Source organism: Corynebacterium sp. HMSC068G04 (assembly GCF_001814885.1).
In the GTDB taxonomy this organism is placed as follows: domain Bacteria; phylum Actinomycetota; class Actinomycetes; order Mycobacteriales; family Mycobacteriaceae; genus Corynebacterium; species Corynebacterium hiratae.
The window spans coordinates 1-15,410 of the sequence record NZ_KV818318.1 but is presented as its reverse complement, the minus strand read 5'-3'; the positions used below and the strand labels follow the sequence as shown (position 1 = coordinate 15,410).

Here is a 15,410-nt window from a genome sequence, read left to right as displayed (position 1 = left end):
GGTCAGGAGTTCGATTCTCCTATGCTCCACAATATAAATAAGGAAAGACGCTCAGCGATGAAAAACAAGCTGAGCGTCTTTCCTTTTTCCTCACAAGCCCCACGAAGGCTCATCCAACTCACCCGTGCCAGATATCCGGGGGAGCAAGGGGTGAAAGTTGGACCGACACCCTAGCAAGTGCAATGACAATCGTGTAATTATTACCCAGATAGGGGTAGTTCATTCACAGCTGTCACAAAGGTTCGAAATAGTTTCAATTTCAACTCCTGTATAAAAGAACGCCACCTACCAGCAAGAATGCGAGGCATCGCCGCCAGCTGGTTGGAAAAACTTTAAAAATAAGTTGTGTTTGACTGGAAAGACCCGCCAGACTTCGATAATCTTGCTGCAGCGACAAAAGCTGCACTACTCGTTGAGAATGTGAAGATCATTCATGAAGAACGATTGCTAGCGTCGCCCTACACGACGGTTATCGTAAGATAATTTTCACAGTCCGACCTCAACTCTCATAGGGGAATTACATGTTCAAGAACCGTGTTCGCACCGCTGCTCTCGCAGGTGCTATCGCAGTTGCCACCGGTGTCTCCGGTGTTGCAGTCCCGGCTTTCGCTCAGGACACCAACGCCACCAACATCCAGGGCGGCGGCTTCAATGAGCCGGACGCATCCCTGGGCAAGGATGTAGAGGCCAAGAATGTCACCGAGGCTGAGCTCCGCAAGCTCGTAGAAGCAACCGACCACTACATTGTCAACAACAACCAGTTCCGCGAGCTCTACGAAGCTGCCGCTGCTGCTAACACCGACGGTCTCGACCGCTCCGAGCAAGCAGATCACAAGGCTTACCAGGCTGCAGCCAACGAGGCTACCAAGCAGCTCGCACAGGCTGAGAAGAACGTTCAGGCTGCTCGCGCTTCCGTAGCATACGCTCTGCAGAACGACAAGGGCGCTGACAAGGCTTGGGCTAACTACGAAGAGAAGGCCTTCGACTACAACAACACTGTTACCAACGCCGCTGGCGGCCAGCGCTATGGTAAGGACGAGTCCAAGCTCGGCCTGCTGGAGAGCGACCTGAATAAGGCTAACAAGTGGGTCGAGAACAAGGTCAACGACGAAGACAAGTCTGGCCTCCCGCCGCTGAAGGCTCCGGAGCTGAGCCCGGTCGACCCGGAGATCTTTGACTCCGTTCAGAACACCCCGGCGAAGAACATCAAGATCTTCGAAGACACCATCAAGACCTACAAGGATCGCCTCGACTACGCCGGTTGGCGCGGTGCTGACAAGAGCGAGGATAGCTACATCACTCGTGACTACGTTCCGCTCCTTGAGCAGCTGATCGCAGACGCTGAGATGCTGCTGGAGCAGCTGAAGGCAGACGGTGCAGAGCTGGAGGAGGCTCGCAAGGCTGCCCTCGAGGCTTCCCGTACCGCTCAGGGTGCCGACATCCTGGTTCGCCAGGGCTACCTGGACCAGGCTCACGCACAGGTTCGCGTCCTGCGCGCAATGGAGGCTGAGTTCGCTATCGGCGCTCGTGAGCTCGAGCTGCGCGAGGCTGGCGACAACGCTACCGTTGTAATCCGTGACCGTGAGAACGGCGGCGACAAGCGCGTCACCCTGCGTGAGGCTTACGCTGAGCTCATCGCCCACAACACCGGTATCGTCTCCATCGCTAAGCAGAAGAACATGGATGTCTACGAGACGCAGAAGGTAACGGAAAAGGAGTTCAAGGATTGGGCTACCGACGAGGCTAACTTCGACGGCAACCGCATTTGGACCCCGAAGATCCCGGGCAACTTCGTGAACCCGGAGCGCCCGTACGGCGACTCCCCGGTTGCTGTCTGGGATGGCGGCACTGACCAGGAGCGCCTCGACTACCTGGCTAAGAAGGTTGCTGCACAGCAGCTTTGGTTCGGTCCGAACAACTACAACCTCGAGTACGAAGAGGCTTACCGTCAGGTTGTGAACGCTGACAATGGCGTTCAGAAGGACATTGCTGACTCCAAGGCTGCTGAGGAGCAGGCTAAGGCTGAGCGCGAGCGCGCTGAGCAGGAGGCTAAGGACCGTCAGCGTATCGCTGACGCCCTCGAGAACCTGGCTGGCGGCAACAAGGGCGGCGACAACGGTTCCGACGACGCTACCAAGCCGGGCAACAACAAGGATGACAAGTCCTCCAACATCAAGGACAAGCTGTCCAACGATGGCAAGCCGACCCCGCTCGCTATCTTCGGCATCGTCGCTGGTGTCCTGGCCGCAATCGCAGCTGCTTTCCCGGCAATTGCTAAGGCTCTGAACATCAAGCTCCCCTTCTAATTCAAGCTAGCTTGAATAGGCTTCGCCCCTAACGGAGCCAGAGTTTAGGAAGCACCCCACCAAGTGGTGGGGTGCTTCTCTTTGTTTTTAGCCCGACACCAAAATGGGTATATGGAGGGCTGCGACCTCAGACGGATCTACGCAAACAAGATGCCGTAGGACAAGCTACTTGTGTTAGCTTGTCCTACGGCGTGAGCTGACCTTGGGTTGTTAACTTTTGCTCTACTTGCTGAGGTACTGGCGTCCAGGTTCGGAGTTAGGGATAAGCGTGTCTAGCGATACTGGCTCTAACCCTTTGGCACGGAGGCCGTCAATGACGCATGGGGCGGCATCAACTGTCGTGATGTGAATGTCATGCATGAGGATGATGTCGCCTGCTTGGGCGCCGTCAACGGCTGCTGCGCAGATATGGTCGGAGTTGCGGTCCTTCCAATCTAGGGTGTCAATGCTCCACAGGGCTTGTGCTTGTCCGTTGTTTTTGGCTGCGTTAGCGACTGTCTGGTTCGTTGCACCGTAGGGTGGGCGTACCCAACGAGGGCTGTCGCCTGTTGCTGCCTTGATGGCAGCAGCACCTGATTTGATTTCCGCGTCAACCTCATGCGCGGGAAGCTTGTTCAGTTCGCGGTGTGTATCGGTGTGGTTGCCCACGGTGTGGCCCTCTGCTTTCATACGCCGGAGGAGCTCGGGATGGGCATAGGCATGAGGAGCTAGGACCATGAAGCTGGCGTGGGCGTTCTTGGCCTTCAAGGTGTCGAGAAGCTGGCCCGTCAATGCATCCGGGCCATCGTCGTAAGTGATGGCTACGCAATTGGAGCAGGTTTTGTCCGCTATTGATTGGGACTTCGCCTTGTCAGTCTGGTTGGGCTTGTCTGTTCGTGGCTTGCCGCTCTGAGTCGCCGCCGGGCGTGAGGACCCGGCGAAAGCTGGATTGTCCTGTAGCTCCTTGGGCAGGGCCTTGTAGGCCTCGTACTCGATGCGGTCTACTTCCTTGCGCATGTCCTGCACGGTTGGAATCGTTGGCTGCGGGATGGGTGGCTGCGGCAGCGGGGGCAGCTCCTGGGCAGTTGCTTGCTGTGGGACCGTGACGGTGGCAGCCAACGTGAGTGCGGCTACGGAGCGGAGGATTATTCGGCGCATGACGACCTTCCACTAAAGTTTCAGAGACGACTCATTGTCCCTCTTTCGCGTGCTGTTTTCCGTGGTGACACGCAACTAAAGAGGTGTGAGTTAACTAAAGTGACGAAAGTTACCGCGCTTGGTGAGGACTACTCTGCCGGTCATGATTTCGTAGATGCGCGCACAAGGAGTACGCTATGTAGCTGCTGGGGCATTAGCTCAATTGGTAGAGCATCTGCTTTGCAAGCAGAAGGTCAGGAGTTCGATTCTCCTATGCTCCACAAGGCGCTCACTGTGTGAGCGCCTTTTATGTTTTCTGCTCAGGTTTTCTGCTGGTTGATCAGTTTTCTTCTGGTGTGGCCTTATTGATGTCTTTGGCATTGGCGTTGCTGTCGAAGCGCTTGACTAGGACGATGTGGCCGTCCCTCTCGCTGACTGGCTCGAAACCCAGGTGGAGATAAAGGCGATGTGCGCGGTCGTTGTCTTTAGCCACTGAGAGTGAGATCCCCGGGGCGCCCATCTCCCGGGAGAGGTTAGTGGCGGCGTCGATCAGCAGGGTGCCAACACCCTGGCCCCGGAAGCGGGGCTCCACGGCCAATGCGAGCTCTGGAATACCTTCCGCCACGTGGCCAAATCCATGGCGTTCAGCCGTACCCCAGTTCAGCCACACGCCACCGGCGGGGACGTGGCCCTCCCAAGCGATGAAACCTCCGCGGGAAGGCTCCCAACCACCGAGGTAATAGTCGAAACCTTCCTCGAAACCTTCAGGGAGTTCCTTGTGCTCATCGCCGAAAGTATCGGCAAGGAAGTTGATACGGGCCAGATAGGTGCGGTCGGCTTCAGTAAGGGAAAGAAGATGCATGAGCTCCATGGTAGGCGTGGAGAAGACCTACTTCCCATGCTCCCATTGGGCATAGGCCGAGGCATAACGCCCGCCCAGAGCGATGAGGTCGGCGTGAGTGCCGTCCTCGACGATCTGGCCTTGCTCCATGACGATGATGCGGTCGGCCTCGCGGGCTTGGTCCAGGCGGTGGGCAACGACGAGTGAGGTGCGGTCTTTGGTGACGGCCTTGGCGGCGTGTTCGAGTACCTCGGCGTGCTCGGAGCCGGCCTCGGAGGTGGCCTCATCCATGATGAGTACTGGCGGTTGGCGCAGGATCATGCGGGCCAGTGAGAGCTGTTGCTCGGCCTCCGCGCCGATCTCTTCGTTACCGGCGCCGATGAGCGTGTCTAGGCCTTGGGGTAGCCAGCGCGAATTCTCATCAAGGCCCACGGTATTGAGTGCGCGCCAGAGGTCCTCATCGCTGGCATCGGGCTTGGCCAGCAGTAGGTCGCTGCGCAGCGTGCCGGAGAAGAGGTGGACTTCCTGAGTAATGAGGGCGACGTGCTCGGTGATCCAGGTATTCGGCACCGTGGCGGTATCAATCCCGTCGAGGCTGATGGTGCCCGTTGTGGGGTACTGCAGGCCCGCCACGAGGGAGGCGAGGGTGGATTTGCCCGCGCCGGAGGTGCCCACGAGGGCGGTGGTGGTGCCGGCGGTGAGGGTCAGGGAGACGTCGTTAAGCACTGGCGCCCCACCGGGGTAAGCGTAGGAGAGGTGCTCGATGGTGATGGTGGGGGCGTCGCTAAGCCGGGGAGTGTCCTTCTGGTTCGCGCTGGTGTGCGCGCTGTCCTCGAGGGTGGCCAGGGCGACGGCGCGGCCGAGGGAGGTCACGGAATGCTGAATCTCACCGGCGAAGAAGAGGATGTTGAAGACGTGGATCTCTAGGCGCATGACCAAGAGCACGGCGGCGGTGGCCTCACCAGGGGTCAGCCAGCCCCAGATCACCATGGGCACAGACATGAGGACAGAGCCCAGCAGCAGCACCGCGAAGGCTAGGGCGCCCTGGCCAACGATGCGGTTGATGAGCGGAACCTTGTCGCCCCAGGCCTGTACCGTGTCCCAGGAGTAGCGCTCCATACGCGCGTGCGCCCAGTCTTTGAGTGAGAACTGGCGGAGGGTCTCCAGTGCGCGGATGGTGTCCAACAGCACGTTGTTGCGGTAGGCCTCCACCGAGGAGACCTCGTTGGCGATGGCGGGGATATCCCGCATGGTGCCGCGGATGAAGGGGTAGAGCAGACAACTCACCGCTATGAAGAGCAGCGCATAAGCGGGGTGGATGAAGATCATCATGAGCGCGGTCAGCGGCAGTATGAAGAGGGTGAGCACCAAGCGGTCACCCATCATGGAGATGGCCATGACCACGGTGTCGATGTCCTTGGACAGGCGCGTGATGATGTTGCCGGTACCTAGCTCCATGACGGCCGGCACGGGGGCACCGAGGGTGGAATCTAGTGCTGAGGTGCGCAGATCCACCGAGAGTCGGCGGGTGGTGGAGGTGACCAGGTAGCGGCCCAGGGTGCGGCCGGTGACCTCCACGAGGAAGCCCACCGCGATGACGATGAGTGCGCCGACCATGGCTGTGCGTCCCGTGCCAAGGACGGGGAGCTCCACGCCCTGGATGATGTCGACGACGCGGCCGAGCACCTGGGAGACCAGGTTCATCATGATGACGGTGACGGTAAAGAGGCCGAAGAAGAGGGCGATGCCGAGCCTGCTAGGGGCACTGGGCAGGGTTTTGAGGAAGCGCAGGCACTCTTGTGGGGAGGCGGGGGCGAGGGCATCCGCGCGGTCTGTGGTGGTGGGGCGGTTGCTCATAGCTCCACCACCTCATCGGCGTTGGCGGCCCACGTGGAGGCGGAGGTGATGACCACGGTGGTCTTGTCGGCGCGCAGTTCGCGCACGCGCTTGGCGACGTCCGCCAGGGTCAACGAATCCAGTCCCGTCGTGGGGTTGTCGAGCACGAGGACATCGGGGTCGAGCGCGAGTGCGCGGGCAAGTGCGACGCGTTGGCGCTGGCCACCGGAGAGGTTGAGTCCGGCCTCGCCGATGGGTGCGGTGGGAAGTTCGCCGCCCGGGCCCAGCCCGCCGAGGCGGATAACAATGTCCTCGCAGGCGGAGGCGTGCAAGGCGTCGTGGGTTTGGGTTGGGGTTGCCGCGCGCAGCGGATCGACGTTGTCCTGCAAGGTGCCCTCCAGCACGGAGATGCGGTGCGGCGGGCACAAAGCGCCGTTGTCGTTGAGGTAGCGCACCCAGGAATCCACGGTGCTGCGGCCCGCGGCGGTGGTGGGCATCCACACATGCAGGCCAGGGGAGAGCTCGATAGGCGTGCCGGTTGTCTTCTCGGTAGTGGTATCGAGCTGGCCCAGCAGCTCGCCAACACGCTCCACGGAGGCGCGTGCTCTGGCCCAGTTCTCGGTGAGCAGGCCCAGCGATACGCCGAGCGCGGTCAATGCCGGGGGTGCGAGCATGGTAATCGCCATCATGCCGCCGGGGGCAATGTGGCCTTCGAAGGTTTCCCAGGAGGTCCAGGCCAGGATGCCCACCGCAAAGGAGGCGGGGACCATCTGCCGCACCCAGGCCATGAGGGAGGACAGCTTGGCCTCGTGGAGCATGGTGGTTAGGGCTTCGTGAGCGGCGTCGGAAAAGCGCTGGCGGGCAATGTCCTTGGCGCCCAGGCCTTTGATAACGCGGGAACCTTGGGCGAAGTCCGTGGCGAGTGACAACGCGGTGTTTTCCAGCTGGCGGCGGCGTGCAGCAACCTTGGTCAGCGGCTTGGTGGTGGCCCACGAGGCCAGCGCGGTGGCGAGGGCACCGATCAGTAGGGCGGCGGAGACCTGCCAGGAAACCGGAGCGAGGCTGACCACGGCGCCTAGGAGGTAGCCGACCATGACGAGTGGGAAGTTGAGGATCTGCTTGAGTTGGCCGATGTAATGCGAATCCTCATCCATCGTGTTGAGCAGCCGGCCGGGGCTAATTCCGGCGGTCGAGGCACCCAGCAGCTTATCCAGCAGGTTAAGGCGCAGCGTGTGGGTGGTGCGGGCCTGACTCAGATCCGTGAAAGCATCCGCTGTGGCTTCGCAGATATAGGCGACGTAGAGGATGACCGCGGTGGCCGCAAGCGGCAAGGCTACGGTGCGCCAGGAGGGATCGGAAAAGGCATACTGCGTGGTTTGGCCGATGATGACCGAGACCAACGCGCCCAGCGGTGCGTTGATGAGGGTGGCGATGAAGATGCCGATGACGCCGGTGCGTTGGGCACCCAGCATTCGCCACGTGGCGGCGCCGGGCCGAGAGAAGTCGGTGGTCTCAGTGAGGGATACCTCCCCGGTAGGTGGTTCATCGGGGAGGTACCACGACCACGTCCGCATGCGTGGATAGTGAGTCATAAGGACTCATCTTATAGCGCAATGCGCATAAGGTGGTGATTCAGATTACAGCGAAGAAGGATCGCTGTAACGGGTTGCGCGGCTTAAGCCAAGTGGTAGTTGTCCACGTCGTAGCCGTTGAACTCGCGGTCGACGCCGTAGTCATCGACGGAGGTGAACTGCGTGCCGTTTTCGATGGCAAAGCGCAGGTTATCCACGCGGGTGGACGGATCACCGCTGACGGCACCGGCCGGAAAATAGAAGGTGTCCCCACTCTTGAGCTTGACGATGAGTGATTCGAAGCTCATTCCTGATCTCCTTGCCTGCTGCTGATAGGGTAGCCGCGCAAAACTGCGCGCGGGCACCGATCCTTCACGATCGATGCCGATTAACCCTCGATTCAAGCAGGTCGGGCCCGTGCAGGCAAAGGAGTGAGATCAAGGCAACGAAACACGCACCCCCAAGGATGGGGGATTAGTTCTCCTCTTCGGTGTGGAGTCGGTGCTTGCCCTCAGACTCGTGGTCGTCGGTGATGCGGGAGGTGTCGGCATCCTTCTTGTCGGCGTTGCTGACCTCGATTTCGGTCTCGACGGCGTCCTGAATAGCGGTTTCTTCCTCGCGGTGCTTGGCCAACTGCTCATCCAGGGAGCCCAACAGCTCCTCATCGCGCTCGACGACGCCTTCCTCAGCCAGGTCGGACTCCTTCTTGGCATCGTCCTCAGTGGTGGAGGTGTAGACCAGGGTGGAGCCCTGCGGTGCAGACGGGGAGGAGAAGTCCTCCACGCGCGGCGGGACGGCAGATTCCTTCTCCTTCTTCTGGGTGAAGAAGTAGTAGATGCCACCGCCGATGGCGGCAAGGGCGGCAACGAGTGCAGAGATCAGCCAAACCTTCGAGCCCTTCTTCTTGTTCTTACCGCTGATGCGGCGGGCCTTCTTTTCGGCCTTGGAAGCCTTCTTCTTTGCCTGCTTGCGGGCCTTGGAGGTCTTCTTTTCTGCCTGCTTCTGGGTCTTTTCCCACTGCTTGGAGGCCTTGTCCTGGGCCTCCGCGGCAGCTTCGGAGAGCTTCTCGGTGGCTTCTTCGCTGCGTTCCTTGAGCTCTTCCAGGGCGCGCTCGAGGCGGGAGTGCGCGGCCTTGGTTACGGCACCCGCTTCGCGGCGGGCCTCGGAGAACCAGTCGCCATCACGTTCTTCCATGCGGGCGGCGGCGGTCTCTAGGACGGAGTAGGCCTCGCGAGCCTTTTCATCGCGGCGTTCCTTGAGGCGCTCCACCAGGGCGGAGGTGGCGCTGATGGCTGTGGACAGGGCGGCGGGGTTCATGGGCTCAGGTGCTCCTTTATGTCAATACTGAGGTGATTTGTGTTGGACAACTGTTTATGGAGTGATTGTCGGCGCCGAACCGGGGTGTGCCCGCGTTCGCGCTGGATACTCCCTTTCAGCGTAGTGGCGGCGCGCAGGTCCCGCCACCATATGCGCAAAGGCCGCGAGCTGTTCAAAGAAAATAGACAGCTTTGTACGGATGAGGCGGGTTTTTATTCATTGTGGGTTTGCGTTAACGGCGCAGCTGACTGGGTTCTAAAGGTATTACCAATGCTAAAACGCTTTCGCGAGAAATGGACAGCTTGGTACGTTTTGGGACATCAACACCGACGATAAACAACGATAACCTGCAGAGGAGGTGAGCATGTCCCCGCGACTTTCCGCATCCGCGCCACTAGACCAAATCAGCGAAGATACGCCTAAGCGTCCACAGCGCACCGCTCTCTCTTTCGAGGCGATCCCGCCGCGTCACGATGCGGACGCCGCCAAGATTGACCGCTTATTGGCCACGCTCGCCGCGTATAACCCCGACTACATCGCCGTCACCAGCTCCCAGCGCTCCGGGTGGCTGGAGGGAACCGCGGCGTTTATTGAGAAGATTTCGCGCGATACCGCGATGCGTCCTTTGGCCCACCTGGCTTGCACCGCCGGCACAGAGGAAGAGCTCGTTGGCTGGATCGACACGCTGGTCGACGCCGGCGTCCGCGGCCTCCTCGCCCTCCGCGGCGACCTGCCGGAGGGCGGCATGCCCGAAGGTCATCTGCCGCATGCTGATTCCCTGGTCCGGCTCATTCGCCGCTGGGAATCGGACCGCGTGGCGCGCTTGGCGGCCGGGCGCTTGGCGGTGGGTGTGGCCTGCTATCCCAATGGCCACGCCGAGTCCGCCACGCCGGACGAGGACATCGACGTCCTTTTGGCCAAGCAGCGCCTGGGCGCTGATTTCGCCATTACCCAGCTTTTCTTCGACGCGGAGGATTACGTCCGCTTCGCCCAGCGCGCCCGGCTGGCGGGTGTGCGCATTCCGCTCATCCCCGGGATCATGCCGATGACCAGCCGTGCTCGGGTGGAGCGAATGTGCCAGCTGTCCGGGTTGGACGGGCCGACCAAGGTCCTTGACCAGCTCGCGGCAGCGACCTCCCCCGAGGAAGAGAAAGAAATCGGCATGCAGATTACGGCCTCGTTGGCGAAGTCGGTGATGAACGCCGGCGCCGACGGGCTGCACATCTACACGCACAACAATCCAGACATTACGACTGACCTGCTACATCGAATTGGAGTCATCCCATGACCGCATCCTTCCCCAAGGCCACGATTGAGGGCTACCCACGAGTCGGTGCCCACCGCGAGCTCAAGCGCGCGCTGGAGTCTTACTGGTCCGGCAAAATCGACGCCGAGACCTTCGAATCCGCCGCGCACTCCCTGCGCCTCGACACCTACGCCCGCCTCAAGGAGCTGGGCCTCACTGAGGATTACGCCATCCCGGCCGATGTTGCCTACTACGACCATGTCCTCGAGACCGCGCTGACCGTGGGCGCTGCTCAGGGCGAGAGCCTCGATGATGAGTTCACCCTGGCCCGCGGTAACAAGGACACCGCGCCGCTGGAGATGACCAAGTGGTTCGACACCAACTACCACTACATCGTTCCCGAAATCACCGATGACCAGACCTTTAGCGCCCGCCCGCAGCGCGTGCTGAAGATCGTCAAGGAGGCCCGCGCCGCCGGCCACACCGTGCGCCCAGTCCTCGTTGGTCCGGTGACCCTGCTGGCGCTGTCCAAGCAGGCCGAGGGTGCCACCAAGCAGCCCCTGGACCACCTCGATCAGGCAGTCGAGTCCTACCTCACCGTCTTGGCTGAGCTTCACGACGCCGGCGTCGAATGGATTCAGCTCGCCGAGCCCGCCCTGGTCGCCGACCTCGCCGCCGCTGACGACTCCACCCTCGCCGCCGCACTCAAGAGTGCCTACGGCCGCATCCTGAGCGCGGAGAAGCGCCCGCAGGTTTACCTGACCACGCCCTATGGTTCCCTCAACGCTGGCCTCGATGTCATCGCCGAGCTGCAGCCCGAAGCGGTCCAGGTGGATCTGTCCGTCGGCACCCTGGCCCTAGATAATTCCTCCCTCGAGCGCGTGGCCAAGCTCGCCGAGGCCACCCACCTCGCCGCCGGCCTGGTCGACGGTCGCAACGTCTGGGCCGCCAACCTGCGCGACCTGCGCGAGAAGCTCGAGAGCCTCGGCGAAGGCGTTTCCGTAACCACCTCCGTGTCCCTCCAGCACGTGCCGCACACCGTGGAGGCGGAGACCTCCCTTCCGGTGGACGTCGCCACCTGGTTCGCCTTCGCTGATGAGAAGATCCGCGAGGTCGTCGCACTCGCCGCCGGCCCGCTGGACACCCCGGAGGCCTATGCGCAGGCCGACCGCGCCGTGCGCACCCGCGCCGAGTCCTCCCGCACCCACGACCAGGCAGTGCAGGACCGCACCGCGCAGCTGCCGGAGGGCCAGGTTCAGCGCCAGCCGGAGTTCGCCGAGCGCAACAAGGCACAGGAGGCCCTCGGCCTGCCGCAGCTGCCGACCACCACCATCGGCTCCTTCCCGCAGACTGCTGAGATTCGCGCCGCCCGCGCCGCACACCGCAAGGGCGAGCTCTCCGACGCCGACTACACCGAGGCACTGCGCAACGAGGTGAAGTCCGTCATCGAGCTGCAGGAGCGCCTGGGCCTGGACGTCCTGGTCCACGGCGAGCCGGAGCGCAACGACATGGTGCAGTACTTCGCCGAGCTTCTCGACGGCTTCGTCGTCACCGAGAACGGTTGGGTCCAGTCCTACGGCTCCCGTTGCACCCGTCCGCCAATCGTCGTCGGCGACATCTCCCGCCCGAAGGCCATGACCACCGAGTGGGCGAAGTTCGCGCAGTCCCTGTCCGAGAAGCACGTCAAGGGCATGCTCACCGGCCCGGTGACCATCCTGGCCTGGTCCTTCGTGCGTGATGACGTCCACCAGTCCGTCTCCGCCGACCAGCTCGGCGTGGCGCTGGCCGACGAAGTCCGCGACCTCGAGGAAGCCGGCATCGACATCATCCAGATCGATGAGCCCGCCCTGCGCGAGCTGTTGCCGCTGCGCGAGAAGGACCGCAAGGCCTACCTCGACTGGGCGGTGCGTTCCTTCCGAGTGGTTTCGTTGCAGGCGAAGCCTGCAACCCAGATCCACACGCACCTCTGCTACTCGGAGTTCGGCCAGATCATCGACGCCGTCGCCGGCCTCGACGCCGACGTCACCTCCATCGAGGCGGCCCGCTCCCGCATGGAGCTGCTCGAGGACATCGATGAGAAGTTCCACTCCGAGATCGGCCCGGGCATCTACGACATCCACTCCCCGCGCATCCCGTCCGTGGCGGAGATGGCCGAGCTCATCCGCGCGGCACTCAAGAACGTGCCTGTGGAGCGCTTGTGGGTCAACCCGGACTGCGGCCTGAAGACCCGCGGCTACGAGGAGACCGAGGCTTCCCTGCGCAACATGGTCCTCGCCCGCGAGGAGGTCCGCGCCAGCCTCTAGGGGTTTAAATCCAAAGATTTAAACCGTCCATCGCCGTCAGCTCGCTGAGCGCGGCGATGTCTCCGTTTCCGGCCCTATCGAAGTGCAGCGCCTGGAGCCCTGCGGCCCGGGCCCCCTCGACATCATTGGCCACCGAATCACCCACCATGAGAGTGACGCCCGGTTCCACCTTTAAGCGCCGACAGGCTTCGAGGTAGGCCTCTCGGTGCGGTTTTGGCTTAGCCATCTCCACGGTGGGAAAGAGCTCCACCCCTGGCAGGTCGAGCCCGCCCGCCTTGAGCTTTCCTTCCTGCATCTCACGGGCCCCGTTCGTCAGCACACCGACCTTGAGGCCGCGGGATAGGACATGCTGGAGGGTGGGGAGGGCGTCGCCAAGCGCCTGCCAATGCTTCTCGTAGGCGGCCAGATACTTGTCATATTCCGCCAGCGCCTCCTGCTCCGTCATCTCTGGGCGGCCCAGGAACTCGCGGCAGCGCTCTACGCGCTGGCCCTGATGAGACACCTCGCCGCGCTCGTAGGCGGCGAACCATTTCTTTTCGATCTCCGCGAAGCGCTCGTGATGCCCGCCCGGCAGCCACTCCTCGACGGCCGCATGCATCGCGGCGGTGTGGTCCATGAGGGTGTCATCGAGATCGAAGAGAACGGCGCGGATCATGCTTGTAACCCTACGCAGATCGCTGACAGCGTCGCGCCGGAACAACGCATTGGTGGAAATTTCCATACAATGGCTGGCATGACTCAGAAGACCGCAACTGCAACGATGCACACCAACTACGGTGACATTGTTATCGACCTGTTCGGTAACCACGCACCGGTAACCGTTGAGAACTTCATCGGCCTAGCCAAGGGCGAGAAGGACTACACCACCCAGAACGCCAAGGGCGAGCAGTCCGGCCCGTTCTACGATGGCGCTATTTTCCACCGCGTCATCGACCAGTTCATGATCCAGGGCGGTGACCCGACCGGCACCGGCCGTGGTGGCCCCGGCTACCAGTTCCAAGATGAGTTCCACCCGGAGCTGCAGTTTGACCGCCCGTTCCTGCTGGCCATGGCGAATGCCGGCCCGGGCACCAACGGCTCCCAGTTCTTCATCACCGTGGCGCCGACCCCGCACCTGAACAACCACCACACCATCTTCGGTGAGGTCACCGACTCGGCTTCCCAGGAAGTTGTGTCCAAGATTGCTAAGGTCTCCACCGACCGCATGGACCGTCCGGCTGAGGACGTTGTCATCGAGTCCATCGAGATCGCCTAAGCGTTCTTAGCTTTTCATCCGAGCCCGCTGCCACGTGATGTGGTGGCGGGCTCGTTGTTTTAGGAGTCTGCGTGAAGAATTATCTCCGTTCGGCGCCGGTCACCGTTGTGTTCATGGTGCTGTGCATTGGGGCATGGTTGGCCACGGCCGTCCAAGGCAGGACCCTGGCCACTCCGTATTACGAAAGTTCCTTAGCCCAGGATTGGACGCTGTGGGGGCCGGATGCGGCTGCGCATCCCGCCATGGTGCTCACGGCCGGATTCATGCATCTTGATGCCGGGCACTTGTTGGTCAACATGGTGATGCTGCTCTTTGTGGGCAGGGAAGTAGAACGCGCTTTGGGTAGTGCGCTCTATGCGGCGGCCTACCTTATCTCGGTGGTGGGCTCCTCGGCCGCGGTGCTGTGGATGGATTTTGACACGCCCACAGTGGGCGCCTCCGGCGCTCTCTTTGCGCTCATGGGTCTACTCATTGGTGTGTACCGCAGCCGCGGTCTAGACCTGCGCGCACCCATCGTCCTCGTGGTGGCCAACGTTATCTACAGCTTCGTGGCGGAGAACGTCTCCGTGTGGGGGCACTTGGGCGGTTTGCTCACAGGACTGCTGTTGGCACCATTCCTCTTTCGCAAACGCACGTGGCTGCGGTGGCTGGGGATATGGCTTATTGCTGTCGTGGTAGCCGTGTTAGCGGCGCTGCGAGCTGGGCTTTGGGGATAACTCGGGCGTGTTATCCACCAAAACCTTTGTGCGAAAGAATTCCACACAAGTTATCCACATTGTGGATAACTACATTTTTGTAATTTACCGAACGTGTGCGCCAAGATAACCGCAGATCAGCAGCTTAATCGGTTGAATTCGAAGTTTTTGTGCGGGCTGTGAGAAGCGTGAAAACACTTATCCACAGGGTGTGGAGAAAGGCTGTGGAATTCGTTTTCCACAGAGTTATCCCCACCCTGTGGATAACTTTGTACCCAAGGTGTTAACAGCGCTCCGGTTGCGGGGTGGGTGGTGGTGTTTTAGTCTCGTGGGCATGGGGGATTTGGAGACTTATTTCTCCTATCGCAGTTCGGGGTTGGATCTTGTGGGGCTTGCGGTAGGCAGTGTGGATGATTTACGCGCGCGTGGTGCATCAAAGGCTGATGCTGTGGAGTTGGCTGGGTTGCATGGGGTGTATTTCGGGCCGACGCGTTTTACGGGCAAGCAGCGCCAGGCGCGTGCGGCTGCGGTTGCTCAAAGGCATGATGTGGCGACGTTGAGTTTGATCGAGTCCTATACCGCCAGGGTGAAAAAGGAGTTGGATGCGTGGAATCTGCGTGTCCGTTTGGCGGGGACTCCAGCAGACCGTATCCCGAAGGTGGCGAAGGAGAGGTTGAAGCAGTTGCGGCCGCGGCGGGTGCCGGAGGTTGGGGTGCGTCTGACGTATCGGGCGTCGGGTCCGCATTCGTTGACGATTACTGATTCAGCCTTGCGCATTAGTGAGATGCGTGGGGTGTTGGAGTCGATTAATCCGGCTGATTTGTTGGATGCGGCCGGTCAGGTGTTCTTTGATAAGGCGCATGGGGGTTCTAAGCCTGCGGTGGCGACCAATGTGGTGGTGACCTTGGATGAGTTGGACCGGAT

12 protein-coding genes, 1 tRNA gene and 1 pseudogene are annotated in these 15,410 nt (G+C 61.4%); 7 read left to right on the top strand and 7 right to left on the bottom strand.

Features of this window, described 5'->3' with window-relative positions; translation table 11 throughout:
- Positions 1-521: 521 nt before the first annotated feature.
- Positions 522-2,306 (top strand): hypothetical protein, encoded by a 1,785-nt coding sequence (locus HMPREF2993_RS05100; RefSeq protein WP_070701386.1) that lies wholly within the window; start codon positions 522-524, stop codon positions 2,304-2,306.
- Positions 2,307-2,528: 222 nt separating this feature from the next.
- Here HMPREF2993_RS05100 and HMPREF2993_RS05095 read toward each other — a convergent pair whose 3' ends face one another.
- Positions 2,529-3,443 (bottom strand): polysaccharide deacetylase family protein, encoded by a 915-nt coding sequence (locus tag HMPREF2993_RS05095; RefSeq protein ID WP_070701384.1) that lies wholly within the window; start codon positions 3,441-3,443, stop codon positions 2,529-2,531.
- Positions 3,444-3,630: 187 nt separating this feature from the next.
- Here HMPREF2993_RS05095 and HMPREF2993_RS05090 point away from each other — a divergent pair.
- A tRNA-Ala gene (locus tag HMPREF2993_RS05090) sits at positions 3,631-3,703 on the top strand.
- A 59-nt stretch (positions 3,704-3,762) separates the two neighbouring features.
- Here HMPREF2993_RS05090 and HMPREF2993_RS05085 read toward each other — a convergent pair.
- The 5 genes from HMPREF2993_RS05085 to HMPREF2993_RS05065 all read right to left on the bottom strand — a co-directional run bounded on the left by HMPREF2993_RS05085 (position 3,763) and on the right by HMPREF2993_RS05065 (position 8,987).
- The gene (locus HMPREF2993_RS05085; RefSeq protein WP_070701381.1) at positions 3,763-4,293 is read right to left on the bottom strand and encodes a GNAT family N-acetyltransferase; all 531 of its coding nucleotides are present in this window, start codon (positions 4,291-4,293) and stop codon (positions 3,763-3,765) included.
- Positions 4,294-4,311: 18 nt separating this feature from the next.
- Positions 4,312-6,120 carry an ABC transporter ATP-binding protein gene (locus HMPREF2993_RS05080; RefSeq protein WP_070701380.1) on the bottom strand — a complete coding sequence of 603 codons (1,809 nt, stop codon included), beginning with the start codon at positions 6,118-6,120 and terminating at the stop codon, positions 4,312-4,314.
- Positions 6,117-7,691, bottom strand: coding sequence for an ABC transporter transmembrane domain-containing protein (locus HMPREF2993_RS05075; RefSeq protein ID WP_070701378.1), 1,575 nt, complete (start codon positions 7,689-7,691; stop codon positions 6,117-6,119). The genes HMPREF2993_RS05080 and HMPREF2993_RS05075 overlap by 4 nt, the downstream gene beginning before the upstream one ends.
- Positions 7,692-7,774: 83 nt before the next feature.
- Complete coding sequence (locus HMPREF2993_RS05070; protein ID WP_049156598.1) at positions 7,775-7,978, bottom strand: hypothetical protein; 204 nt, start codon at positions 7,976-7,978, stop codon at positions 7,775-7,777.
- A gap of 166 nt (positions 7,979-8,144) precedes the next feature.
- Positions 8,145-8,987 carry a DUF4366 domain-containing protein gene (locus tag HMPREF2993_RS05065; RefSeq protein WP_070681660.1) on the bottom strand — a complete coding sequence of 281 codons (843 nt, stop codon included), beginning with the start codon at positions 8,985-8,987 and terminating at the stop codon, positions 8,145-8,147.
- Between the two features lie 364 nt (positions 8,988-9,351).
- On the opposite strand from HMPREF2993_RS05065, the gene HMPREF2993_RS05060 reads away from it, so the two are divergent.
- Complete coding sequence (locus HMPREF2993_RS05060) at positions 9,352-10,275, top strand: methylenetetrahydrofolate reductase (RefSeq protein ID WP_070681657.1); 924 nt, start codon at positions 9,352-9,354, stop codon at positions 10,273-10,275.
- Positions 10,272-12,536, top strand: coding sequence for a 5-methyltetrahydropteroyltriglutamate--homocysteine S-methyltransferase (metE, locus tag HMPREF2993_RS05055; protein WP_070701375.1), 2,265 nt, complete (start codon positions 10,272-10,274; stop codon positions 12,534-12,536). The genes HMPREF2993_RS05060 and metE overlap by 4 nt, the downstream gene beginning before the upstream one ends.
- 4 nt (positions 12,537-12,540) lie before the next feature.
- Here the strand turns inward: metE and HMPREF2993_RS05050 are convergent, their stop codons facing one another.
- Positions 12,541-13,191: an HAD family hydrolase gene (locus HMPREF2993_RS05050; protein WP_070545615.1), complete on the bottom strand. Its 651-nt coding sequence runs from the start codon at positions 13,189-13,191 to the stop codon at positions 12,541-12,543.
- A gap of 69 nt (positions 13,192-13,260) precedes the next feature.
- Here HMPREF2993_RS05050 and HMPREF2993_RS05045 point away from each other — a divergent pair, with 69 nt between their 5' ends.
- The 3 genes and pseudogenes from HMPREF2993_RS05045 to HMPREF2993_RS05035 all read left to right on the top strand — a co-directional run.
- Positions 13,261-13,791 (top strand): peptidylprolyl isomerase, encoded by a 531-nt coding sequence (locus tag HMPREF2993_RS05045; RefSeq protein ID WP_070681654.1) that lies wholly within the window; start codon positions 13,261-13,263, stop codon positions 13,789-13,791.
- A gap of 71 nt (positions 13,792-13,862) precedes the next feature.
- The gene (locus tag HMPREF2993_RS05040) at positions 13,863-14,507 is read left to right on the top strand and encodes a rhomboid family intramembrane serine protease (protein ID WP_070681651.1); all 645 of its coding nucleotides are present in this window, start codon (positions 13,863-13,865) and stop codon (positions 14,505-14,507) included.
- A gap of 313 nt (positions 14,508-14,820) precedes the next feature.
- Positions 14,821-15,410, top strand: a pseudogene (locus tag HMPREF2993_RS05035) (HNH endonuclease); the annotation flags it as partial.

Bases quoted from the DNA above. Each gene is read 5' to 3' on its own strand.
- HMPREF2993_RS05100 (WP_070701386.1), top strand. From the start codon at position 522: ATGTTCAAGAACCGTGTTCGCACCGCTGCTCTCGCAGGTGCTATCGCA.
- HMPREF2993_RS05095 (WP_070701384.1), bottom strand. From the start codon at position 3,443: ATGCGCCGAATAATCCTCCGCTCCGTAGCCGCACTCACGTTGGCTGCC.
- HMPREF2993_RS05085 (WP_070701381.1), bottom strand. From the start codon at position 4,293: ATGGAGCTCATGCATCTTCTTTCCCTTACTGAAGCCGACCGCACCTAT.
- HMPREF2993_RS05080 (WP_070701380.1), bottom strand. From the start codon at position 6,120: ATGAGCAACCGCCCCACCACCACAGACCGCGCGGATGCCCTCGCCCCC.
- HMPREF2993_RS05075 (WP_070701378.1), bottom strand. From the start codon at position 7,691: ATGACTCACTATCCACGCATGCGGACGTGGTCGTGGTACCTCCCCGAT.
- HMPREF2993_RS05070 (WP_049156598.1), bottom strand. From the start codon at position 7,978: ATGAGCTTCGAATCACTCATCGTCAAGCTCAAGAGTGGGGACACCTTC.
- HMPREF2993_RS05065 (WP_070681660.1), bottom strand. From the start codon at position 8,987: ATGAACCCCGCCGCCCTGTCCACAGCCATCAGCGCCACCTCCGCCCTG.
- HMPREF2993_RS05060 (WP_070681657.1), top strand. From the start codon at position 9,352: ATGTCCCCGCGACTTTCCGCATCCGCGCCACTAGACCAAATCAGCGAA.
- metE (WP_070701375.1), top strand. From the start codon at position 10,272: ATGACCGCATCCTTCCCCAAGGCCACGATTGAGGGCTACCCACGAGTC.
- HMPREF2993_RS05050 (WP_070545615.1), bottom strand. From the start codon at position 13,191: ATGATCCGCGCCGTTCTCTTCGATCTCGATGACACCCTCATGGACCAC.
- HMPREF2993_RS05045 (WP_070681654.1), top strand. From the start codon at position 13,261: ATGGCTGGCATGACTCAGAAGACCGCAACTGCAACGATGCACACCAAC.